The 21,762-nt window shown below is 67.8% G+C and carries 19 protein-coding genes; 16 read left to right on the forward strand and 3 right to left on the reverse strand.

All coding sequences use genetic code 11. The features are described from left to right. Positions 1–6: 6 nt before the first annotated feature. From ASE48_RS23715 to ndk, 6 genes are all read left to right on the forward strand, one after another. The gene (locus ASE48_RS23715; RefSeq protein ID WP_057169604.1) at positions 7–1,263 is read left to right on the forward strand and encodes a saccharopine dehydrogenase family protein; all 1,257 of its coding nucleotides are present in this window, start codon (positions 7–9) and stop codon (positions 1,261–1,263) included. A gap of 105 nt (positions 1,264–1,368) precedes the next feature. Continuing rightward, positions 1,369–1,980: a DUF937 domain-containing protein gene (locus ASE48_RS23720; RefSeq protein WP_057169605.1), complete on the forward strand. Its 612-nt coding sequence runs from the start codon at positions 1,369–1,371 to the stop codon at positions 1,978–1,980. A 28-nt stretch (positions 1,981–2,008) separates the two neighbouring features. After that, a complete protein-coding gene (locus ASE48_RS23725) occupies positions 2,009–4,666 on the forward strand; it encodes a valine--tRNA ligase (RefSeq protein ID WP_057169606.1) in 2,658 nt (885 codons plus the stop codon). Beyond that, positions 4,663–6,066, forward strand: coding sequence for a bifunctional tetrahydrofolate synthase/dihydrofolate synthase (gene folC, locus ASE48_RS23730; RefSeq protein WP_057169607.1), 1,404 nt, complete (start codon positions 4,663–4,665; stop codon positions 6,064–6,066). Before ASE48_RS23725 ends, folC begins: the two co-directional genes overlap by 4 nt. Next, positions 6,063–6,506: a DUF4233 domain-containing protein gene (locus ASE48_RS23735; RefSeq protein ID WP_057169608.1), complete on the forward strand. Its 444-nt coding sequence runs from the start codon at positions 6,063–6,065 to the stop codon at positions 6,504–6,506. The genes folC and ASE48_RS23735 overlap by 4 nt, the downstream gene beginning before the upstream one ends. 27 nt (positions 6,507–6,533) lie before the next feature. After that, a complete protein-coding gene (gene ndk / locus ASE48_RS23740; RefSeq protein ID WP_057169609.1) occupies positions 6,534–6,953 on the forward strand; it encodes a nucleoside-diphosphate kinase in 420 nt (139 codons plus the stop codon). A 21-nt stretch (positions 6,954–6,974) separates the two neighbouring features. On the opposite strand, the gene ASE48_RS23745 is transcribed toward ndk, so the two are convergent. Continuing rightward, entirely contained in the window at positions 6,975–7,133 is a 159-nt protein-coding gene (locus ASE48_RS23745; RefSeq protein WP_156409346.1) for a hypothetical protein, read from the reverse strand. Between the two features lie 115 nt (positions 7,134–7,248). Here ASE48_RS23745 and ASE48_RS23750 point away from each other — a divergent pair, with 115 nt between their 5' ends. The 7 genes from ASE48_RS23750 to ASE48_RS23780 all read left to right on the forward strand — a co-directional run bounded on the left by ASE48_RS23750 (position 7,249) and on the right by ASE48_RS23780 (position 15,861). Continuing rightward, on the forward strand, positions 7,249–10,257 hold the full coding sequence (locus tag ASE48_RS23750; protein WP_057169611.1) for a translation initiation factor IF-2 N-terminal domain-containing protein: 3,009 nt from the start codon (positions 7,249–7,251) through the stop codon (positions 10,255–10,257). Positions 10,258–10,424: 167 nt separating this feature from the next. Further along, positions 10,425–10,748: a 50S ribosomal protein L21 gene (gene rplU / locus ASE48_RS23755; RefSeq protein WP_057169612.1), complete on the forward strand. Its 324-nt coding sequence runs from the start codon at positions 10,425–10,427 to the stop codon at positions 10,746–10,748. Positions 10,749–10,766: 18 nt separating this feature from the next. Beyond that, positions 10,767–11,033, forward strand: coding sequence for a 50S ribosomal protein L27 (gene rpmA / locus ASE48_RS23760; RefSeq protein WP_019513236.1), 267 nt, complete (start codon positions 10,767–10,769; stop codon positions 11,031–11,033). 89 nt (positions 11,034–11,122) lie between these two features. Continuing rightward, positions 11,123–12,571, forward strand: coding sequence for a GTPase ObgE (gene obgE / locus ASE48_RS23765; protein WP_057169613.1), 1,449 nt, complete (start codon positions 11,123–11,125; stop codon positions 12,569–12,571). Then, complete coding sequence (gene proB, locus ASE48_RS23770; RefSeq protein WP_057169614.1) at positions 12,568–13,680, forward strand: glutamate 5-kinase; 1,113 nt, start codon at positions 12,568–12,570, stop codon at positions 13,678–13,680. The genes obgE and proB overlap by 4 nt, the downstream gene beginning before the upstream one ends. A gap of 236 nt (positions 13,681–13,916) precedes the next feature. After that, entirely contained in the window at positions 13,917–14,540 is a 624-nt protein-coding gene (locus ASE48_RS23775) for a PIG-L deacetylase family protein (RefSeq protein ID WP_057169615.1), read from the forward strand. A gap of 28 nt (positions 14,541–14,568) precedes the next feature. Next, on the forward strand, positions 14,569–15,861 hold the full coding sequence (locus tag ASE48_RS23780) for a protoporphyrinogen/coproporphyrinogen oxidase (protein ID WP_057170001.1): 1,293 nt from the start codon (positions 14,569–14,571) through the stop codon (positions 15,859–15,861). A gap of 15 nt (positions 15,862–15,876) precedes the next feature. On the opposite strand, the gene ASE48_RS23785 is transcribed toward ASE48_RS23780, so the two are convergent. Beyond that, on the reverse strand, positions 15,877–16,512 hold the full coding sequence (locus ASE48_RS23785; RefSeq protein WP_057169616.1) for a TetR/AcrR family transcriptional regulator: 636 nt from the start codon (positions 16,510–16,512) through the stop codon (positions 15,877–15,879). Between the two features lie 66 nt (positions 16,513–16,578). On the opposite strand from ASE48_RS23785, the gene ASE48_RS23790 reads away from it, so the two are divergent. After that, entirely contained in the window at positions 16,579–17,844 is a 1,266-nt protein-coding gene (locus ASE48_RS23790; RefSeq protein WP_057169617.1) for a cytochrome P450, read from the forward strand. On the opposite strand, the gene ASE48_RS23795 is transcribed toward ASE48_RS23790, so the two are convergent. Beyond that, positions 17,841–18,674, reverse strand: a complete 834-nt coding sequence (locus ASE48_RS23795) for an NAD-dependent protein deacetylase (protein ID WP_057169618.1) — start codon at positions 18,672–18,674, stop codon at positions 17,841–17,843. The two genes, ASE48_RS23790 and ASE48_RS23795, sit on opposite strands and share 4 nt — an antisense overlap. A gap of 51 nt (positions 18,675–18,725) precedes the next feature. Between ASE48_RS23795 and ASE48_RS23800 the strand changes: the two genes are divergently transcribed. Together ASE48_RS23800 and ASE48_RS23805 are read left to right on the forward strand one after the other, a co-directional pair. Continuing rightward, positions 18,726–19,655 carry a phosphotransferase gene (locus tag ASE48_RS23800; protein WP_057169619.1) on the forward strand — a complete coding sequence of 310 codons (930 nt, stop codon included), beginning with the start codon at positions 18,726–18,728 and terminating at the stop codon, positions 19,653–19,655. 34 nt (positions 19,656–19,689) lie between these two features. After that, positions 19,690–21,762 carry an NAD(+) synthase gene (locus tag ASE48_RS23805; RefSeq protein ID WP_057169620.1) on the forward strand — a complete coding sequence of 691 codons (2,073 nt, stop codon included), beginning with the start codon at positions 19,690–19,692 and terminating at the stop codon, positions 21,760–21,762.

Genomic DNA, 21,762 nt, shown 5'->3' on the forward strand with positions numbered 1-21,762 from the left:
GGACCCATGACCTCCTCACAGCGCGAATTCGACATCGTCCTGTACGGCGCCACCGGGTTCGCCGGCAAGCTCACCGCGCAGTACCTGGCCGAGGCCGGGAAAGGTGCCCGGATCGCGCTGGCCGGCCGCTCGCTGGTCAAGGTCCGCGATGTCCGGGACACCCTGGGCGCCGAGGCGCAGGACTGGCCGCTGATCGAGGCCGACACCGCGCAACCGTCCACGCTGGCCGATATGGCGGCGCGCACCCAGGTGGTCATCACCACCGTCGGGCCGTACACGAAGTACGGACTGCCGCTGGTGCAGGCGTGTGTGGCGGCCGGCACCGACTACGCCGATCTGACCGGTGAGACGCTGTTCATCCGGGACAGTGCCGAACAGTTCCACAAGCAGGCCGTCGACACCGGTTCGCGCATCGTGCATTCCTGTGGATTCGATTCCGTCCCTTCGGATATCACCGTCTACGCGCTGCACGACCGGGTGCGCAAGGACGGCGCGGGCGAACTCGCCGAGACCAGCCTGGTGCTGCGCTCGTTCGCCGGAGGCGTGTCCGGCGGCACCGTTGCCTCGATGGTCGAGTTCATGCGGACCGCCGCGGAGAACCCGCAGTCACGCGGCGATCTCGCAGACCCCTATACGCTGACCACCGACCGCGGGGCCGAGCCGGATCTGGGCCACCAGTCCGACAATCCGTGGCGGCGCGGCCGGGAGATCGCCCCCGAACTCGACGGCGTCTGGACCGGTGCGTTCGCGATGGCCGCACCCAACTCGCGAATCGTGCGGCGCAGCAATGCCCTGCTGGACTGGGCGTACGGGCGCACGTTCCGGTACTCCGAGCAGATGAGCATGGGCTCCTCGGTCATCGCGCCGGTGGCTGCCGCGCTGGACACCGCGGTCAACGTGGGGATGTTCGGGCTGGGCACCCGTTACATCAACAAGGTTCCCAGCGGCCTGCTCGAGCGCGTGCTGCCCAGGGCCGGCACCGGTCCCAGCGAGCGCACCCGGGAGAAGGGGCATTACCGCGCCGAGACGTACACCACGACCACCACCGGCGCACGGTACCGGGCCACCATCGCCCAACAGGGCGACCCCGGGTACAAGGCCACCGCGGTGCTGCTCGGCGAGTGCGGGCTCGCGCTCGCGCTCGACCGCGACAAGCTCTCGGATCTGCGGGGGGTGCTGACCCCGGCCGCCGCCATGGGCGATGCGCTGCTGACCCGGCTGCCCGCCGCAGGGGTGACTTTGGAGACCGCTCGCCTCAACTGATTCGGGCGGTATGAACCGGGGCCGCGCCGAACGCCTGTGGGCCATGATCGATAAGGGCTAGGGTCCCTCTCAGGGGTACCTGACATCGACAGAGGTGAGTGGGAAATGGCCGGTCTGGATGAACTCTTCGCACAAATTCCCGTACAGGACATTGCGGCGAAACTGGGGGCAGACCAGGGCGAGGTGAACAGCGCCATCCGGACGCTGGTGCCGGCTTTGGTGGGTGGATTGCAGGCCAACGTCCAGGCCGATGACATCGACTCGACCGACCTGGAGGCCGCGGTGGGCTCGCAGGCGGCCAGTGGTCTGCTCGACGGCGGGGTCAAGGTCGACGATGTGGACGCCGGTGAGGGCGACAAGATCGTCGCCAACATCTTCGGCGGCAACGACAGCAACTCGGTCGCCTCGGCGCTGGCCGGCACCGGCGCCGGAAGCGGCGACCTGATCAAGAAGCTTTTGCCGATCCTGGCGCCGATCGTGCTGGCCTATATCGGCAAGCAGTTCTCCGGCAACTCCGCCCCCACGCAGCCGCAGTCCGCGCCGTCCGGCGGTGGGCTCGGCGATGTGCTCGGCAGCATTCTCGGCGGCGCCGGTGGCGGTGGTAACAATCCGCTGGGCAGCATCCTGGGCAGCGTGCTCGGTGGCGGCGGCCAGGGCGGCAATCAGGGCAATGTCATCGGGGACATTTTGGGTGGCCTGTTGGGTGGGAAGAAATAGCCCGGCGCGGTTTCCCTAGAATCGACGGGTGACCGACAGCCCGCGTGACCGTGCCGATGCCCTCCCCAAGTCCTGGGAGCCGAGCGCGGTAGAAAGCGAGCTGTATCAGGGCTGGGTCGACGCCGGCTATTTCACTGCCGATCCCAAGAGTGACAAGCCCGCCTATTCGATCGTGCTGCCGCCGCCGAATGTGACCGGCAGCCTGCACATGGGCCATGCGCTGGACCACACCCTGATGGATGCGCTGACCCGGCGCCGCCGCATGCAGGGCTACGAGGTGCTGTGGCTGCCGGGGATGGACCATGCCGGTATCGCCACCCAGTCGGTGGTGGAGAAGCAGCTCGCGGTCGACGGGAAGAACAAAGAGGAGTTCGGTCGCGAACTGTTCATCGACAAGGTGTGGGACTGGAAGCGTGAATCCGGCGGCACCATCGGCGGGCAGATGCGCCGCCTCGGTGACGGCGTGGACTGGAGCCGCGACCGGTTCACCATGGACGAGGGTCTGTCCCGCGCGGTGCGCACCATCTTCAAACGGCTCTACGACGCTGGGCTGATCTATCAGGCCGAACGGCTGGTCAACTGGTCCCCGGTACTGCAGACGGCCATCAGCGACCTCGAGGTCAAGTACGAGGACGTCGAGGGTGAACTGGTGTCGTTCCGGTACGGCTCCATGAAGGACGATGAGCCGCACCTCGTGGTCGCCACCACCCGGCTGGAGACGATGCTCGGGGACACCGCCATCGCGGTGCACCCCGACGACGACCGCTACCGTGCCCTGGTCGGCCAGACGTTGGCGCACCCGTTCCTGGACCGGCAGATCATCGTGGTGGCCGACGGCCACGTCGACCCCGAGTTCGGCACCGGCGCAGTCAAAGTCACCCCCGCCCACGACCCGAACGACTTCGAGATCGGGGTGCGGCACAACTTGCCGATGCCGTCGATCCTGGACAAGGCCGGCGCCATCACCGGCACCGGGACCCGGTTCGACGGGATGGACCGCTTCGAGGCCCGCGTCGCGGTGCGCGAGGCGCTCGCGGCCGAGGGGCGCATCGTGGCCGAGAAGCGCCCGTACCTGCACAGCGTCGGGCACTCCGAGCGCAGCGGCGAACCGATCGAGCCGCGGCTGAGCCTGCAGTGGTGGGTCAAGGTCGAATCGTTGGCCAAGGCCGCCGGTGACGCGGTGCGCAACGGCGACACCGTGATTCACCCCGCCAGCCTGGAACCGCGCTGGTTCGCCTGGGTGGACAACATGCACGACTGGACCATTTCGCGGCAGCTGTGGTGGGGCCACCGCATCCCGATCTGGCACGGGCCCGACGGGCAGCAGGTGTGCCTCGGTCCTGACGAGACCCCGCCCGAGGGCTGGGAGCAGGATCCCGACGTGCTGGACACCTGGTTCTCCTCGGCGCTGTGGCCGTTCTCCACCATGGGCTGGCCCGAGCGCACACCCGAGCTCGAGAAGTTCTATCCGACAAGTGTTCTGGTCACCGGTTACGACATCTTGTTCTTCTGGGTGGCGCGCATGATGATGTTCGGCACCTTCGTGTCCGGCGATGGCACAGTGCCCGAGGGGGAAACCGGTCGGCCCCAGGTCCCGTTCCAGAACGTCTTCCTGCACGGGCTGATCCGCGACGAGTTCGGCCGCAAGATGAGCAAGTCCAAGGGCAACGGCATCGACCCGCTGGACTGGGTGGAGAAATTCGGTGCGGACGCGCTGCGCTTCACCCTGGCCCGCGGGGCGAGCCCAGGCGGGGACCTTTCCATCGGTGAGGATCACGCCCGGGCGTCGCGCAACTTCGCCACCAAGATCTTCAACGCGACGAAGTTCGCCTTGATGAACGGTGCGGAGCTGGCCCCACTGCCGGCACCCTCGGAGCTCACCGACGCCGACCGCTGGATCCTCGGTCGGCTGGAAGAGGTTCGCGCCGAAGCCGATTCGGCTCTGGAGGGTTACGAGTTCAGCCGGGCCTGCGAGGCGATCTACCACTTCGCCTGGGACGAGTTCTGTGACTGGTACCTGGAGCTGGCCAAGGTGCAGTTCGGGCAGGACGACCATGCCACCCACACGGCCACGGTACTGGCCACGGTGCTGGACAGTCTGCTCAAGCTGCTCCATCCGGTGATGCCGTTCGTCACCGAGACGTTGTGGAAGACGCTCACCGACGGGGAGTCCATCGTCATCGCCGAATGGCCGTCGCCATCCGGTGTCGCTGTGGACTCCGTTGCCACGCAACGCATCACCGATATGCAGAAGCTGATCACCGAGGTGCGCAGGTTCCGCAGCGACCAGGGTCTCAATGACCGGCAGCGGGTGCCGGCGAAGGTGGTCGGTATCGATGCCGTGGGTCTGGACGCCCAGTTGCCTGCGATCGCCGCGTTGGCCTGGCTCACCGAGCCCGCGGACGGGTTCACCCCGTCGGCGGCCGTCGAGGTGCGGGTGACCGGGGGCACGGTGCTCGTCGAACTCGACACCTCGAGCACCGTCGACGTCGCTGCCGAACGCAAACGGCTGGAGAAGGATCTGGCCGCCGCGCAGAAGGAACTCGCCCAGACCGCAGGCAAACTCGGCAACGAGGCCTTCCTGGCGAAGGCGCCCGACGCGGTCGTCGACAAGATCAAGGCACGCCGGCAGTTGGCGGCCGAAGAGGTCGAGCGGATCACCGCCCGCCTCGCGGGTTTGCAATGACCCAACCCGCACCGGACGAGATCGCGGCGCTGCTGCAGGTCGAGCATCTGCTCGACCAGCGGTGGCCCGAGACCAAGATCGAGCCCAGCACCACCCGCATCTCCGCACTGCTGGAGTTGCTCGGCTCACCACAGCGCAACTATCCGGCGATCCACATCGCCGGCACCAACGGCAAGACCTCGGTGGCCCGCATCGTCGATGCCCTGCTGACCGCACTGCACCGGCGCACCGGGCGCACCGTGAGCCCGCACCTGCAGTCGGCGGTCGAGCGCATCTCCATCGACGGCAAACCGATCACTCCGGCCCAGTACGTCGAGACCTACCGGGAGATCGAACCGTTCATCGAGTTGGTGGACCAGCAGTCCGAGGCGGCCGGTGGTCCGCGCATGAGCAAGTTCGAGGTGCTCACCGCGATGGCCTTCGCCGCGTTCGCCGACGCGCCGATCGATGTGGCGGTGGTGGAGACCGGGCTGGGTGGGCGCTGGGACGCCACCAATGTGATCGCCGCGCCGGTCGCGGTGATCACCCCGATCGGGCTGGACCACACCGACTATCTCGGTGACACGATCGCCGAGATCGCCGGGGAGAAGGCCGGAATCATCATCAAGGCCGAGGACGACCTGGTTCCCGTCGATACCGTGGCGATCATCGGCCGGCAGGTCCCCGAGGCGATGGAAGTGCTGATGGCGGAGGCCGTGCGCGCCGATGCCGCGGTGGCGCGCGAGGATTCGGAGTTCGCGGTGCTGGAACGCCACGTCGCCATCGGCGGTCAGCTGCTGACCCTGCAGGGCCTGGGCGGGGTGTACCCGGAGATTTTCCTGCCGCTGCACGGTGAGCACCAGGCGCACAACGCCGTGCTCGCGCTGGCCGCGGTCGAGGCGTTCTTCGGGGCCGGCGCCGACCGTCAGCTCGATGTCGACGCGGTGCGCACCGGCTTCGCCTCGGTGAGCAGTCCAGGCCGGCTGGAGCGGGTGCGCAGCGCGCCGACGGTGTTCATCGATGCCGCCCACAACCCGGCGGGCGCCGCGGCGCTGAGCCAGGCCCTGGGCGACGAGTTCGATTTCCGCTATCTGGTCGGCGTCGTGTCGGTGATGGCGGACAAGGACGTCGACGGCATCCTCGCGGCCCTGGAGCCGGCCTTCGACATGATTGTGGTGACCGACAACGGTTCACCCAGGGCGATGGACGTGGAACTACTCGCCGCCAAGGCCGAGGAACGATTCGGCCCGGAACGGGTGGTCGTGGCCGCCGCGCTACCCGATGCCATCGAGACCGCGACGGCTCTGGTCGAAGAATCGGGCAATGACGGCGAAGGATATTCGGGGAGCGGCATGGTCATCACCGGTTCGGTCGTCACGGCGGGTGCAGCGCGCACCCTGTTCGGCCGGGACCCGCAATGAGCACCGCACCGGGCGGGGATGTGCCCGATCCCGACGCGACACCGCAGGCGCCGGTTCCCGGCGACCCGTGGCGCAGCTTCCGCGGCATCATGGCCGCCGCGCTGATCCTGGAGGCCATCGTCGTGCTGCTGGCCCTGCCGGTGGTGTCGGCGGGGGAGAACGGTCTGACCGCGCTGAGCGGAACGTTCCTGATCGGCATGGCGGTGGTGCTGGTGCTGATGTCCGGGGTGCAGGGCAGGCCCGGCATCATCTGGGTGAACCTCGGGATCCAGGCGGTGTTCATCGCCGGTGCGCTGATCCACGGCGCGATCGGGTTCATCGGCGTGGTCTTCGCCGGGGTGTGGGCGCTGATGATCTACCTGCGTAGCGAGGTCAAACGCCGTCAGGACCGCGGCCTGCTGCCCTTTCAGCAGGCTGCTCCGCCACCCGAGCGGGACTAGTCATTACTGCCCGGTAGGCTGTGCGCCGTGACTGAGCGGACCCTTGTTTTGATCAAGCCTGACGGCGTACAGCGGCACCTGATCGGTGAGATCATCGGCCGGATCGAGCGCAAGGGGCTGACGTTTGCCGCTCTCGAACTCAAGGTCGTCTCCGACGACCTCGCCCGGCAGCATTACGCCGAGCACGACGGCAAGCCGTTCTTCGGTTCGCTGCTCGAATTCATCACCTCCGGTCCGGTGGTGGCCGCGGTCGTCGAGGGCCCGCGTGCCATCGCGGCCTTCCGTCAGATCGCCGGCGGGACCGATCCGGTGGAGAAGGCGACCCCCGGCACCATCCGTGGTGACCTGGCACTTGTCACCCAGGACAATCTGGTTCACGGCTCCGATTCGCCCGAGTCGGCGGCCCGTGAAATCGCCCTCTGGTTCCCGGAACTGACCGGCGCTTAACCCCACGTTCTCACCGCTTCGTCAGATTCTGGCGAGCGGTGTGGGATACTTACCCCGGGAGACCGGCGCCACAACAGGGTCGGTCACCCGGATGAAGACTTCGACGAGCGCGACCATCGCGTTAGCGGTGCGGCGCCAGAGCGTCCAGCCATCATTCAGCCAGGCGCCGAGTTTGTTCATCGCGAACCGCTCGGGGCGAGACCATAACAAGTTCGGGAGAAGCTCCCCGGACCCATAGCGGAAGCCCTCGCGTGGCCGCGTCATTACGACGCGCCCGGGGGCTTGAGGAGAATTTGTGGCCGAAGATGCCCCTACCCAAGACCTGTCCGAGAACACCCAGAGCAGCGAAGAGTTGCCCGCGAAGCTGAGAGTCCACTCTCTGGCCCGCGTGCTGGGAACCACCAGTAAGCGCATCGTCGATGCACTCGCCGAGTTGGACGGTCGCGCGCGCAGCCCACACTCGACGGTCGAGCGGGCCCAGGCCGAACAGGTCCGCGAGGTCCTCAACGCCGAAGCCGCCGCATCCGCGGTCGAGGTCCCGGCCACCGACACCCCGGCGGACGTCGCAGCCCCGGAGCCGCCGGTGGCCGAGACGCCCGCCGCGGAGGCGCCGGCCGCCGAGCCGGAGCCCGCGCAGCCGGTCGTCGAGGAGCCCGAGTCCCGGCTGCTGCTGGAGGCCCCGCCGGTCGCCGAGGCGGCTGACGAGGATGCCGAGAAGTCCGCTGAACCCGCGCCGTACCTGCCGCTGTTCGTGGCGCCGCAGCCGGTCACGGCGTTCAAGCCGCGTCCGGTACCCGTACCCGACGACGTCGATGACGCCGACGACGACACCGACGAAGCCGACAGCGCTGACGGTGACGATGCCGGCGACGATGACCAGTCCGAACGGCCCGCCGCCCGGCGGCGTCGCCGTGGCCGCCGTGGCCGTGGCCGTGGACGCGGTGAGCAGAGCGCCGAGGACGGCGAAGACGCCGATGACGACGCCGCGACCGATGGCGCCGAGCAGGCCGGTTCCGAGGATTCCGATGGCGAGGATTCCGAGGGCGAGGACAACGATTCCGATGATGACGGCGGTGAGGACGGCACGGGCTCGGAGGCGGGCAGCCGTCGCCGTCGACGTCGCCGCCGCCGCAAGTCGGGTGCGGGCGACTCCGACGAGGCCGTGGCACCCGACGATCCGCCCAACACCGTCGTGCACGAGCGTGCCCCCAGGGAGAAGGCGGCCAAGGCCGGCCGCGACCCCGACGAGATCCAGGGCATCTCCGGGTCCACCCGGCTGGAAGCCAAGCGTCAGCGTCGCCGCGATGGCCGCGACGCCGGCCGCCGGCGTCCGCCGATCCTGAGCGAGGCCGAGTTCCTGGCCCGCCGCGAAGCCGTCGAACGCACCATGATCGTGCGGGACAAGATCCGCACCGAACCGCCGCACGAGGGCGCCCGCTACACCCAGATCGCGGTCCTCGAGGACGGCGTCGTGGTCGAGCACTTCGTCACCTCGGCCGCCTCGGCCTCGCTGGTCGGAAACATCTATCTCGGCATCGTGCAGAACGTGCTGCCCTCGATGGAGGCGGCGTTCGTCGACATCGGCCGTGGCCGCAACGGCGTGCTGTACGCCGGTGAGGTCAACTGGGAGGCCGCCGGTCTCGGTGGTGCCCAGCGCAAGATCGAACAGGCCCTCAAGCCCGGCGACTACGTCGTCGTCCAGGTCAGCAAGGACCCGGTCGGCCACAAGGGTGCCCGGCTCACCACGCAGGTCTCGCTGGCCGGCCGCTACCTGGTGTACGTGCCGGGTGCGTCCTCGACGGGGATCAGCCGCAAGCTGCCCGACACCGAACGCCAGCGCCTCAAGGAGATCCTGCGCGAGGTCGTCCCGGCCGGAGCCGGCGTGATCATCCGCACCGCGTCCGAGGGCGTCAAGGAAGACGACATCCGCTCGGACGTGAACCGGTTGCAGGAGCGCTGGACAGAGATCGAGGCCAACGCCGCCGAGGTCACCAAGAAGAAGGCCGGCGCCGCGATAGCGCTCTACGAAGAGCCCGATGTGCTGGTCAAGGTCATCCGCGACCTGTTCAACGAGGACTTCTCCGGTTTGATCGTGTCCGGCGACGATGCCTGGAAAACCATCAGTGACTACGTGAATGCCGTTGCGCCGGAACTGGTTCCGCGGATGACCAAGTACGAGCCGAGCGCGCCCGACGGCCCGGATGTGTTCGCGGTGCACCGCATCGACGAACAGCTGGCCAAGGCGATGGACCGCAAGGTGTGGCTGCCCTCGGGCGGCACCCTGGTCATCGACCGCACCGAGGCGATGACCGTCGTGGACGTCAACACCGGCAAGTTCACCGGCTCGGGCGGCAACCTCGAGCAGACGGTGACCAAGAACAACCTGGAAGCCGCCGAGGAGACCGTGCGCCAGCTGAGGCTGCGCGATATCGGCGGGATCATCGTGATCGACTTCATCGACATGGTGCTGGAGTCCAACCGGGACCTGGTGCTGCGCCGGCTGACCGAAGCGCTGGCCCGCGACCGCACCCGCCACCAGGTGTCGGAGGTGACCTCGCTCGGGTTGGTGCAGCTGACCCGCAAGAAGCTCGGCACCGGCCTGATCGAGGCGTTCTCCACGACCTGCACGCATTGCGCGGGCCGCGGCATCCATCTGCACGCCGATCCGGTGGACTCGTCGGCGCCGTCCGGAAATGGCGGTGGGCGCAAGTCCGAACCGGGCTCCGGCAACAGCCGGCGCAGCAAGCGTGGCAAGAAGGCGGCCAAGCCCGAAGAGGTCGCCGACGACATCCAGATGGCGAAGGTGCCCGCCCACGCGGCCGGAGAGCATCCGATGTTCAAGGCGATGGCGGCCGGCCATCACGGGCCGGATGACGAGGTGCCCGCCGACGCCGACGACGACGCCATCGAATCCGACGAGCCGACCGTTGACGGTGCAGAGACCGACGACACCGAGGAATCGACCGCCGACTTCGAGGAGTCCGGCACCGCCGAGGACTCGGACGACTCCGATGACGAGTCCGACGAGGACGATCTCGACCTCGACGATGACGACGACGAAGAGGACGACGACGAGATCGAGGTCCTCGACGACGACGATGACTCGGACGAGGACGATTCGGACGAGGACGACGACTCCGATGACGAGGACGACTCGGACGACGATGACGACGAGGACGATTCCGATGAGGATGACGACTCCGAGGACGCCGAATCGGCCGCCTACGAGCCTGCGGTCGCTGCCCCTAGGGGCCGGGTCCGCAGGCGGGCGGCGGCCCGACCGGCAGGTCCACCGGCCGGATAGACGGTATCGAACAGGCGGTTTGACCCTCTACCCGCTGGTCACGTACCCTTGACCAGTTGTCGCGGGGCTTGCAGCCGCAACTGCTGGCTCGGCCCGCACCCAAGACCCGCACGTGCATGTTCGAAATTTGCGCGCGCCCAGACGAACGAAGCAGAGGTAGATCCACGATGGCAGCCGATAACGCCACGTACGCAGTCGTCAAGACTGGCGGCAAGCAGTACAAGGTCGCCGTCGGGGACATTGTCAAGGTAGAGAAGATCGAGTCCGAGCCCGGCTCGTCGGTCTCTCTGCCGGTTGCTCTCGTCGTCAACGGCGCCGATGTCACCACCTCGGCCGACGACCTGGCCAAGGTCGCCGTCACCGGCGAGATCCTGGAGCACACCAAGGGCCCCAAGATCCGTATCCACAAGTTCAAGAACAAGACCGGCTATCACAAGCGCCAGGGCCACCGTCAGCAGCTGACGGTGCTCAAGGTCACCGGAATCAAGTAAGAACGGGAGCGAACAGACATGGCACATAAGAAGGGCGCTTCCAGCTCTCGCAACGGTCGCGACTCAGCCGCCCAGCGGCTCGGCGTCAAGCGTTTCGGCGGCCAGGTGGTCAAGGCCGGCGAGATCCTGGTCCGTCAGCGCGGCACCCACTTCCACCCGGGCGTGAACGTCGGCCGCGGTGGCGACGACACCCTGTTTGCCACGGCGCCCGGCGTCGTGGAATTCGGCGCCAAGCGCGGCCGCCGGACGGTCAACATCGTCCGTCTCGTGCGCTCGGAAGCCTGATAAACCGAGGACTTTCTGCGAACGTGAAGCTGCTGCGGGTTCTCTGAAGAAACTCGCAGCAGCTTTCGTTTTTCGGAAGGACTTATCTCATGCCCCGTTTCGTCGATCGCGTGGTCATCCATGCGCAGGCCGGCAACGGCGGCAACGGCTGTGCCTCGGTGCACCGCGAGAAGTTCAAACCCCTCGGTGGACCCGACGGCGGCAACGGTGGCCGCGGTGGCTCCATCGTGTTGGTGGTGGACCCGCAGGTGCACACCCTGCTGGACTTCCATTTCCATCCGCACATCGTCGCCTCGTCCGGTAAGCCGGGCGCCGGCAGTAACCGTGACGGCGCCATCGGCGGCGATCTCGAGGTCAGGGTTCCCGACGGCACCGTGGTGCTCGGCGAAGACGGCCGGATGATCGCCGACCTCGTCGGTGCGGGCACCCGCTTCGAAGCCGTGGTCGGTGGCCGCGGCGGTCTGGGCAACGCGGCACTGGCCTCACGTGCCCGCAAGGCCCCCGGGTTCGCCCTGCTCGGCGAGAAGGGCCAGGCCCGCGATCTCACCCTGGAACTCAAGACCGTCGCCGATGTCGGCCTGGTCGGGTTCCCGTCGGCGGGCAAGTCCTCGCTGGTCTCCACCATCTCGGCGGCCAAACCCAAGATCGCGGATTACCCGTTCACCACCCTGGTGCCCAATCTGGGCGTGGTGTCCGCCGGTGACCACACCTTCACCGTCGCCGATGTGCCCGGCCTGATTCCCGGCGCCTCCGCCGGCCGCGGTCTCGGCCTGGATTTTCTGCGTCACCTGGAACGGTGTGCGGTGCTGGTCCACGTCGTCGACTGCGCCACCATGGAACCCGGCCGTGACCCGATCTCCGATATCGAGGCCCTGGAAGCCGAGTTGGCCGCCTATCAGCCGACCCTGCAGGGTGACTCGACGCTCGGGGATCTCGCCGACCGTCCGCGCGCGGTGGTGCTGAACAAGATCGACGTTCCCGACGCCCGCGAGCTCGCCGGTTTCGTCCACGAGGAGGTCGCCGAGAAGTTCGGCTGGCCCGTCCTGGAGATCTCGGCGGTGAGTCGGGATGGTTTGCGGCCGTTGATCTTCGCTTTGTGGGACATGGTGGCCGCCTACCGTGCCGCGCAGCCCGAGGTGGCTCCGCGCCGCCCCGTGATCCGCCCGATCGCGATCGACGAGACCGGTTTCACCGTGACCCCGGACGGCCAGGGCGGTTTCGTGGTGCGTGGCGCCCGGCCCGAGCGCTGGATCAACCAGACCCAATTCGACAACGACGAGGCCGTCGGCTACCTCGGGGATCGCCTCGCTCGCCTCGGCGTCGAGGACGCGCTGCTCAAGCAGGGCGCCAAGCCCGGGTGCGCGGTCACCATCGGCGACGTCACCTTCGACTGGGAGCCGCAGACCCTGGCCGGAATCGACACCCAGATGTCCGGTCGCGGAACCGATCTGCGCCTGGAGCAGACCGACCGCATCGGTGCGCCCGAACGTAAGGCTGCCCGCCGGGAGCGTCGTCTCCCCGACGTGGACGAGTCGTGAGCCTGCACCGGGAGGCCGTCCGGACAGCACGCAGTGTCGTCGTCAAGATCGGCACCACGGCACTGACCACCCCGTCCGGGGTGTTCGACGCCGGGCGACTGGCCGGGCTGGTCGAGGCCATCGAAGGCCGGATGAAGGCCGGCTCCGATGTCGTCATCGTGTCCTCGGGCGCGATCGCGGCGGGCATCGAACCGCTCGGATTGAGCAGGCGCCCCAGCGATCTGGCGACCAAGCAGGCCGCCGCCAGCGTCGGGCAGGTGGCTCTGGTCAATGCCTGGAGCGCGGCGTTCGCGCGCTACGAGCGCACCGTCGGGCAGGTATTGCTGACCGCGCATGATATCGCGATGCGGGTGCAGCACAACAACGCTCAGCGCACACTGGATCGGCTGCGGGCACTGCACGCGGTGGCGATCGTCAACGAGAACGACACGGTGGCCACCAACGAGATCCGCTTCGGTGACAACGACCGGCTCTCGGCACTGGTGGCACACCTCGTCGGCGCGGACGCGCTGGTGCTGCTCTCCGATATCGACGGTCTCTACGACGGTGACCCGCGCAAGGCCACGGCCGACAAGCCCGCCCGGTTCATCCCCGAGGTGGCCGCCGACGGTGACCTCGACGGTGTGATCGCCGGGCGGGGGAGCAGTCTGGGCACCGGAGGGATGGCCTCGAAGCTGTCCTCGGCCCTGCTCGCCGCGGACGCCGGGGTGCCGGTCCTGTTGGCCGCAGCGGCCGATGCCGCGGCCGCTCTGGACGACGCGTCGGTGGGCACGGTCTTCGCTCCGCGCTCCGAACGCATGTCGGCGCGGCGGTTCTGGGTGCGCTACGCGGCCGAGGCCAGCGGCGCGCTCACACTGGACGAAGGTGCGGTGCACGCGGTCGTGCGGGGCAGGCGATCGCTGTTGCCCGCCGGCATCACCGCGGTATCCGGCAAATTCCACGGCGATGACGTCGTCGAACTGCGCGGGCCGGATGGGGAGACGGTCGCCCGCGGTGTGGTGGCCTATGACGCGGCCGAATTGGCCGACATGATCGGCCGCTCCACCCGCGAACTGCCACCGGAATTACGGCGTCCCGCCGTGCACGCCGACGACCTCGTCGCGACCTGACCTGAAACCGCCGAATCCGGCATTTCACAGGTACCTGTGATTTCCAGCTAATTCTGGTTGGCAAATTTGCCGCAGACAAATGGGGCGTTGCCTGCAACTTTGCGTTCGCCCCGCGTTGTCGCTGATCATGATCACAATGCCCCTGCATGACGATGCCTTGAGCTAATGCCGCCATGGTGCCGAATATCGCGGTATGCTCCCTCCCAATAAAGTGTCAGCAAAGGGGAAGTAGGGGCATGACACGTCGATCGGTACTCGCGGTAGGGGCGCATCCCGACGATATCGAACTTGGCTGCGGGGGCGCCTTGGCTAAGCATGTCGCGGCCGGTGACAAAGTCGCGATGCTGGTGGTGACCCGCGGTGAGGAAGGCCCCGGCCGGTCGGCCCAACGTGTTTCCGAGCAGCTGGCAGCCGTCGAAGTACTCGGCGTGGACACCTTGCTGTGGGGCGAAGGGTTCCTGGACTGCCGGGTGTCACTGCAGGAATTCGAACTCGTGCACCTCATCGAGGACGCCATCGAGCAGGTTTCGGCCACCGTCATCTACACCCATATGGCCAATGACAGCCACCAGGATCACCGGGTCGTCTCGCGGTGCACCATGGGTGCGGCGCGCTGGGTGTCGACCATCATGGCCTACGGCGGACCGTCGGCGGTCAGCTTCAACCCCACCTCGTTCATCGACATCTCCGATTCCCTCGACAAGAAGGTCGAGGCCCTGATGTGCCATGTCTCGCAGGCCGAGGCCAGCGAGAAGGTCAGCGCGTCGTGGGTGCGCAGCGCGGCCGAGCATTACGGATTTCTGTGCAGGCGCCCGTTCGCCGAGGGTTTCGAACCGATCCGCCAGGTCGTCGATTTCTGAGGCTGTGCCGAACATCGATCCTGTCGCTGTGCCAACGTTTCTCGTAGTGGGCGCCGGCACCACCGGTATCGGCGCCGCGGTCCGCCTCACCGAACTCGGTATCGACCACCTCGTGGTGGACGCCGGGGATCGGCTCGGCGGGATGTCCGCCTCGGTCACCGACGACGCCGGCTTCACCTGGGATCTGGGTGGCCATGTGCTGCACAGTCACTTCGCCGACTTCGACCGTGCCGTCGAGGCCAGCGGCGTCCGGCTCAACCACGTCACCCGCAACGGCTGGGTGTGGCTGTACGGCGACGGGCCACAAAGCCTGGTGCCCACGCCGATTCAGCAGCAGCTCACCGAGTTGCCCACGGATCTGGACCCTGACGCCCCGGTCGACCATCTTGCCGACTACTACCGCAACAACTTCGGCAGCCGGCTCTATGACGAGTTCTTCGAGCCGTACAACCGCAAGATGTGGACCCTGCCGCTGGAGGACGTCGACCACGAATGGACCTCGCTGCGCAGCGGAAGCGCCGCGCGCAATGTCCCGGTGCTCGGGTTGGCCGGCGGGCCGCCGCCACCGGCGTCGACGTTTCCGTATCCGGTCGGGGGGACCGGAGCGCTGTGGCAGGCGGTGCACGACCGGTTGATGACACCGGCTTCGGTCCGGCTGCGGACCCGGGTGCTCGATGTGGACCCCGTCGCCCGGGAGGCGCACCTGGACGACGGCAGCACGGTGGCGTTCCGGTTCTGTATCAGCACCGCCCCGGTCACCGCCGCGTTGGGCTGGATCGGCTGGTCCGAGCCGGCGCAGACCCTGCGCGCCAGCAGAGTTCACGCAGTCGGCCTGGGATATGACGGTCCGCCACCGGCGACGCTGGCGGACAAGACCTGGCTGTACTGCCCGGCGGAATCGGTGCCCTGGTACCGCGCGACGATGCTGAGCAATTACGACCCGGCCAACGCCGGACCCGGCCGGTGGAACATCCTGTGCGAGGTACCGGTTTTCGCCGACGACGCGATATCGGCGCAGGACGCGGTCGAGGGTGTGCAACGCTCGCTGCAGCTGCTCGGCGCCGACCCGGCACGGGTGGTCGGCCGCTTCGCCGACACCCTGGACTTCGGCTACCCGGTGCCCACGCTGGGGCGGGATCGACTACTGCGCGAAGCCGACGAGCGGTTACGCGCGCACGGCATCTACAGCCGGGGCCGCTTCGGGGGCTGGCGGTACGAGTCGTCGAACCAGGACTACGGCTACGTCCAGGGCCGCCAGGCCGTCGACAATGCGCTGTCGGGCACGCCCGAGGATGTCTACTGGCACCCGGAGCGGTTCTGAGCACGTCCGCATCGGCTAACCCTCCAGATACAAAGCACCCCTGATGATTTCGGTCAGCGTGCCCGCCAGTTCGGCGTCATAGGAACTGGGCTGTAACGGCAGGTTCTGCTGGCATACCCGCTCCACCATCCACACCAGGCTGCTGGCCGTGGTGGCCGCGGGCAGCGCGGCGCGGATGGATCCGTCGGCTTGGCCGGCCTCGATGACACCGGCGAACTGCGCGCCGATCCCGGTGAGCAGTTCGCGGTAGGTCTCACCGACCTGCGCGTCGTAGCCGGCCATCTCGTTGAGTGCGATGAGCACCGGTTGGTGGCGCCGGTAGCTGGCGATGATGCGGGCCATGGCCGAGCGGATGTCGGTGGGGTCGCGGCGTCCGGCCACCGTCCACCACTGGGCGGCGTCCTCGGTCAGGTCGCCGAACACCTGGCGCGCCAACCGGCGCAGCAGATCGCCCTTGTCCTCGAAGTAGATGTAGAAGCTGGCCCGGGATATCCCGGCCTCGGTGGCGAGGCGGTCGACGCTGAGCTCGGTGAAACTGGTGCCATCGGTCATCAGCCGGTCGGTCGCGTCCAGCAGCCGGCGTTCGATCTGTGCGCGGCGCTCCTGGCGGTTGGCCTGCGACTTGCGCGTTGCCCGTGTCACCGATGGCATGTGCCCAGCGTATCGGCCACCGCATCATCTTGACTAGACACGCTGTCTAGACTTATTGTCGCAGACATGACTGTGTCACCGATCACAACCGCTCGGCGCTCCTATGACCCCATCGACATCTCGTCGAAGGTGTTCTGGGCGACCACGGCTGCTGAGCGAGAGAAGTCCTTTGCTCAACTGCGGGCGCAACGACCGGTGAGCTGGCACCGGCCGGTCGAGGAGACGCTCCTGCCCGACCCCGAGGATCCCGGCTATTGGGCCGTCACGCGCCATGCCGACATCCAGGCCGTGAGTCGCGACAGCGAGACGTTCCTGTCCGGGAAGGGCGTGCTGTTCGACAGCGTGCCCGAAGAGCTGCTGGAGGCCTCGCAGTCGTTTCTGGCCATGGATGCGCCGCGGCACACGCTGATCCGCAAGGTGGTGCATTCGGCGTTCACACCGCGGCAGGTGGCCCGGATCGAAACCTCGATCAAGGCCAATGCCCGCGCGATCGTCGAGGAGCTCAAGGCCGCAGGCAGCGGGGTCGATTTCGTCGACCAGTGCGCCAAGGAACTTCCGATCCGCACGCTCTCGGACATGGTGGGCATCCCGGAATCAGAGCGCCAGCAGGTCGCCCACGCTGCCGATGCGTTGGTGTCCTGGGCCGATCCGATCTACCTGGACGGCCGCAATGCACTGGAAGTACTGCTGACCAGCCAGTTCTATCTGCATCAGGTCGCTCAGGCGCTGGCCGCCGATCGCCGGGAGACCCCGGGTGACGATCTGATCAGTGCGCTGGTGCACGCCGAGGTCGACGGGGATCGGCTCACCGACGCCGAGGTGTCGGCGTTCTTCGTGTTGCTGGCGGTCGCCGGTAACGACACCACCCGACAGGCCAGCAGCCACGCGCTGAAGGCGCTCACCGACTTCGGTGACCAACGGGCTTGGCTGATGGAGGATTTCGATGACCGCATCGGCGGCGCAGTCGAGGAGTTCGTGCGGTGGGCCAGCCCGGTGATGACGTTCCGGCGCACCGCCGCCGTCGACGTCGAACTCGGCGGCCAGCAGATCGCGGCCGGTGACAAGGTCGTCATGTTCTACGCATCGGGCAACTGGGACACCGAGGTCTTCGACCGCCCCGAACGGTTCGACCTCAACCGGAAACCCAACGCCCATCTGAGTTTTGGCGGCGGCGGACGGCACTTCTGCCTGGGCGCGCATGTGGCCCGGACGCAGCTTCGGGCGTTGTTCGGTGAGCTGCTGAACCAGTTGCCGGATATCGCCGCCGGTGAACCCGCCTACCTGCAGGGCAATTTCGTGCACGCCATCCGGGCCATGCCCTGCACTTTTTAGCCTGTCGGCGTGGATGCGAGCTCGCCGGCGAGCAGCGTCAGCAGCTCCGAGCAGCCCGCCTCCAGCTTCACCGTGGCCAGCGCGTCACCGCGGGTGGGTCCGCGGTTGATGATGGCGATCGGCATACCCGCGGCGGCCGCATGCCGGACGAACCGGTAGCCGGAGAACACCGTCAGCGACGAGCCCGCGACCAGCAGGGCATCGGCGGCGTCGACCAGTGAAAAAGCTTGCTGCACACGCTCCTTGGGCACGCTCTCGCCGAAGTAGACGATATCGGGTTTGAGCATGCCGCCGCAGCGCGGGCAGTCGAGATACCGGAAGCTGGAGGTGTCGTCCACCACGGCGTCCGCGTCGGGGGCGACTGCGATACCCCCCACCTGTTCGGCACGTTCGGCGAACCCCGGGTTGAGCGCCTCCAGTTCGTCGGCCAGTGCCTCGCGGGACATGGTGCGCCCGCAGTTCAGGCACACGACCTGGGCGTAGGTGCCGTGCAGGTTGACCACGTGCGTGCTGCCGGCCTTCGTGTGCAGCAGGTCGACATTCTGGGTGATCAGCCCCGTCACCACCCCGGCGGACTCCATGCGTGCCAGCGCGCGGTGGCCGGCATTCGGAACGGTATCGTCCATGTGGCGCCAGCCGAGATGATTACGCGCCCAGTAGCGCTGCCGGAACACCGGGTCGGAGCGGAACTGGCCGATCGTCATGGGATTGCTGGGCGGGGAATCGGGCCCACGGTAATCAGGGATTCCCGAATCGGTGGACATCCCCGCACCGGTGAGGACCGCCACCCGGCATCCGGTCAGAGCCGCGACCAATTCGGGAGCATCCACCTCATCGAGGATAGGCGCGTCCAGCCCATCGACGCATGGCATGGTGGCCCCATGGCGTGGCTCTCACCCGATCAGCTGGCCGATCGCTGCCGGCGCGCCGCGGCGGCGGCTCTGGCGGCCGGTCGTGCGCTCGGACTGCAGGCCGAGTCCGCGACCGTCCTGCACGACGTGTTCTCGGTCGTGGTGCGACTGGATCCGACTCCCGTGGTGGCGCGGGTGCCGGTGGTGCTGCCGCAGGGTTACACGCCGGACCTGCAGCAGGCCCGTCAGCAGCGTGAACTCGACGTGGTCGCCTGGCTCGACGCCCAGGGTGTGCCGGTCATACCACCCAGCCCGCTGGTGCCGCGGACCCCGGTGCGCCACGACGGATTCCCGATGACGTTCTGGGAGTTGGCCGACGTGGCACCCGATCACGAGCCCTACTCCGGTGTGGCCATCACCAAGAGCGCCGAACTGCACGCCGGGCTCTCCGGGTACCGCGCGCCGCTACCGTTCCTCGCGCCGTTCAACGAGGCGGCGCCGGGCATGTTCGCCGCACTCGAGGAGTCCGAGCTGTTGAGCTCCGCCGACATCGACCGGGCTCGTGCCGAATACGCCGCGTTGCGCACGGAGCTCTGCGACTCGGCCGCGTTCGCCGCGCGGCATCCCGGTGTCACGGTGCAGGCCGTGCAGGGAGATGGCCCGTCACACAACGTCATCCGCACCACCAGCGGCATCAAGTTCTCCGATTTCGAGGACGTGTCACTCGGTCCCGTCGAATGGGATCTGGCGATGCTGGGCCCCGAAGCGGTCGCCGAGTACGACGCCGCCGCGGTCCGGCTCGGGCTGCGGCCCACCGATCCGCAGGTGCAACGCCTCATGGACACGGCCCGCGCCATGCAGTTCATCAGCTGTGCGACGTTGGTGCCCCAGCTGCCGGTGCTGGCAGATGGGCTGGCCTCGGTGATTGCGAGCTGGCGGGCATCGGCGCCCCTGACCTGACCTGAGTTGTTGCGCGCAATGCCAGAATGGCCGGGTGGACTTCTACTCCGCCTACCGACACGGCTTCGTCCGCGTGGCCGCCTGTACACACCACACCGCCCTGGCCGATCCGGCTGCCAACGCCGAATCGGTGCTGCGGCTGGCCCGGGAATGCCATGACGAGTCCGTCGGGCTGGCGGTGTTCCCGGAACTGACGCTGAGCGGCTACTCGATCGAGGACATCCTGCTGCAGGACACCCTGCTCGACGCCGTCGAAGACGCGCTGGCCACCGTGGTCGCCGCATCCGCGGATCTGCTGCCGGTGCTGGTCATCGGCGCACCGTTGCGGCACCGCAACCGGGTCTACAACACCGCCGTGGTGATTCACCGCGGTGCGGTGCTCGGAGTGGTGCCCAAGTCCTACCTGCCGAACTACCGCGAGTTCTACGAGCGTCGGCACTTCGCGCCCGGTGACGGGGTGACCGGAACGATCCGGCTCCACGGGGACGCCGGGGCGAGCGGAGCGGCGGGGGCCAGTGATGTGCCGTTCGGGTCCGATCTGCTGTTCGCCGCCGCCGACCTCCCGGACTTCGTGCTGCACGTCGAGGTCTGCGAGGACATGTGGGTGCCCGTGCCGCCGAGCGCGCAGGCGGCTCTGGCCGGTGCGACGGTGCTGACCAACCTGTCCGGCAGTCCGATCACCATCGGCCGGGCCGATGACCGCAAGCTGCTGGCCCGCTCGGCGTCCTCGCGGTGCCTGGCCGCCTACGTCTATGCCGCTGCCGGTGAGGGTGAGTCGACCACTGACCTGTCCTGGGACGGGCAGACGATGATCTACGAAAACGGGGTGCTGCTCGCCGAGTCCGAACGCTTCCCCAAGGGGGAGCGGCGCAGCGTCGCCGATGTCGACGTCTCGATGCTGCGCGGCGAGCGGTTGCGGATGGGCAGTTTCGACGACAACGCCCGTGCGCACCGCGGCACCGTGGACGCGTTCCGCACGGTCGAGTTCACCCTCGACCCGCCCGACGGTGATATCGGGCTGCGCCGTCAGGTGGAGCGGTTCCCGTTCGTACCGTCGGATCCCACTCGGCTGCAACAGGATTGCTACGAGGCCTACAGTATCCAGGTCGCCGGCCTGGAGCAGCGGCTACGCGCACTGAACTTCCCCAAGATCGTGATCGGCGTCTCCGGCGGACTGGACTCCACCCACGCCCTGATCGTCGCCGCCCGCGCGATGGACCGGGAAGGCCGGCCGCGCAGCGACATTCTCGCGTTCACCATGCCGGGGTTCGCGACCGGTGATCGCACCAAAGGCAACGCCATCGCGCTCAGCCGGGCACTGGGGGTGACGTTCGCCGAGATCGACATCCGGGAGACCGCACAGCTCATGCTCACCGAGATGGACCACCCGTTCGGCCGTGGCGAGAAGGTCTACGACGTCACCTTCGAGAACGTGCAGGCCGGGCTGCGCACCGACTACCTGTTCCGGCTGGCCAACCAGCGTGGCGGCATCGTGCTGGGCACCGGCGATCTCTCCGAGCTGGCGCTGGGCTGGTCCACCTACGGCGTCGGTGACCAGATGTCGCATTACAACGTCAACGGCGGTGTGCCGAAGACGTTGATCCAGCACCTGATTCGGTGGGTCATCTCATCGGGTCAGTTCGACGATGCGGTCGACGAGGTGCTCCAGTCGGTGCTCGACACCGAAATCACCCCGGAGCTCGTGCCCACCGGCGAGGACGAAGAGATCCAGAGCAGCGAGGCCAAGGTGGGGCCCTATGTGCTGCAAGATTTCTCGTTGTTCCAGGTGCTGCGCTTCGGATTCAGTCCGTCGAAGGTGGCGTTCCTGGCCTGGCACGCGTGGCACGACGCCGAACGTGGACACTGGCCGCTGGGCTACCCGCTGGACAAACGGCCCGCCTACTCCCTCAAGGAGATCCGGCGCTGGTTGCAGGTCTTCGCGCAGCGCTACTACTCGTTCTCCCAGTTCAAACGATCGGCGCTGCCCAACGGTCCCAAGGTCTCGGCCGGCGGTGCGCTGTCGCCGCGCGGCGACTGGCGGGCACCCTCGGACATGTCCGCCCGCATCTGGCTCGACGAGATCGAGCGCAACATTCCGGAGAGTTAG

This window comes from Mycobacterium sp. Root265, assembly GCF_001428895.1.
Classification (GTDB): domain Bacteria; phylum Actinomycetota; class Actinomycetes; order Mycobacteriales; family Mycobacteriaceae; genus Mycobacterium.

Excerpts from the sequence above, each read along its gene's own strand:
- ASE48_RS23745 (WP_156409346.1), bottom strand. The coding sequence starts at position 7,133 with ATGAACAAACTCGGCGCCTGGCTGAATGATGGCTGGACGCTCTGGCGC.
- ASE48_RS23790 (WP_057169617.1), top strand. The coding sequence starts at position 16,579 with ATGACTGTGTCACCGATCACAACCGCTCGGCGCTCCTATGACCCCATC.
- obgE (WP_057169613.1), top strand. The coding sequence starts at position 11,123 with ATGCCCCGTTTCGTCGATCGCGTGGTCATCCATGCGCAGGCCGGCAAC.
- folC (WP_057169607.1), top strand. The coding sequence starts at position 4,663 with ATGACCCAACCCGCACCGGACGAGATCGCGGCGCTGCTGCAGGTCGAG.
- ASE48_RS23735 (WP_057169608.1), top strand. The coding sequence starts at position 6,063 with ATGAGCACCGCACCGGGCGGGGATGTGCCCGATCCCGACGCGACACCG.
- ASE48_RS23775 (WP_057169615.1), top strand. The coding sequence starts at position 13,917 with ATGACACGTCGATCGGTACTCGCGGTAGGGGCGCATCCCGACGATATC.
- ASE48_RS23785 (WP_057169616.1), bottom strand. The coding sequence starts at position 16,512 with ATGCCATCGGTGACACGGGCAACGCGCAAGTCGCAGGCCAACCGCCAG.
- ASE48_RS23800 (WP_057169619.1), top strand. The coding sequence starts at position 18,726 with ATGGCGTGGCTCTCACCCGATCAGCTGGCCGATCGCTGCCGGCGCGCC.
- rpmA (WP_019513236.1), top strand. The coding sequence starts at position 10,767 with ATGGCACATAAGAAGGGCGCTTCCAGCTCTCGCAACGGTCGCGACTCA.
- ASE48_RS23715 (WP_057169604.1), top strand. The coding sequence starts at position 7 with ATGACCTCCTCACAGCGCGAATTCGACATCGTCCTGTACGGCGCCACC.
- ASE48_RS23720 (WP_057169605.1), top strand. The coding sequence starts at position 1,369 with ATGGCCGGTCTGGATGAACTCTTCGCACAAATTCCCGTACAGGACATT.
- rplU (WP_057169612.1), top strand. The coding sequence starts at position 10,425 with ATGGCAGCCGATAACGCCACGTACGCAGTCGTCAAGACTGGCGGCAAG.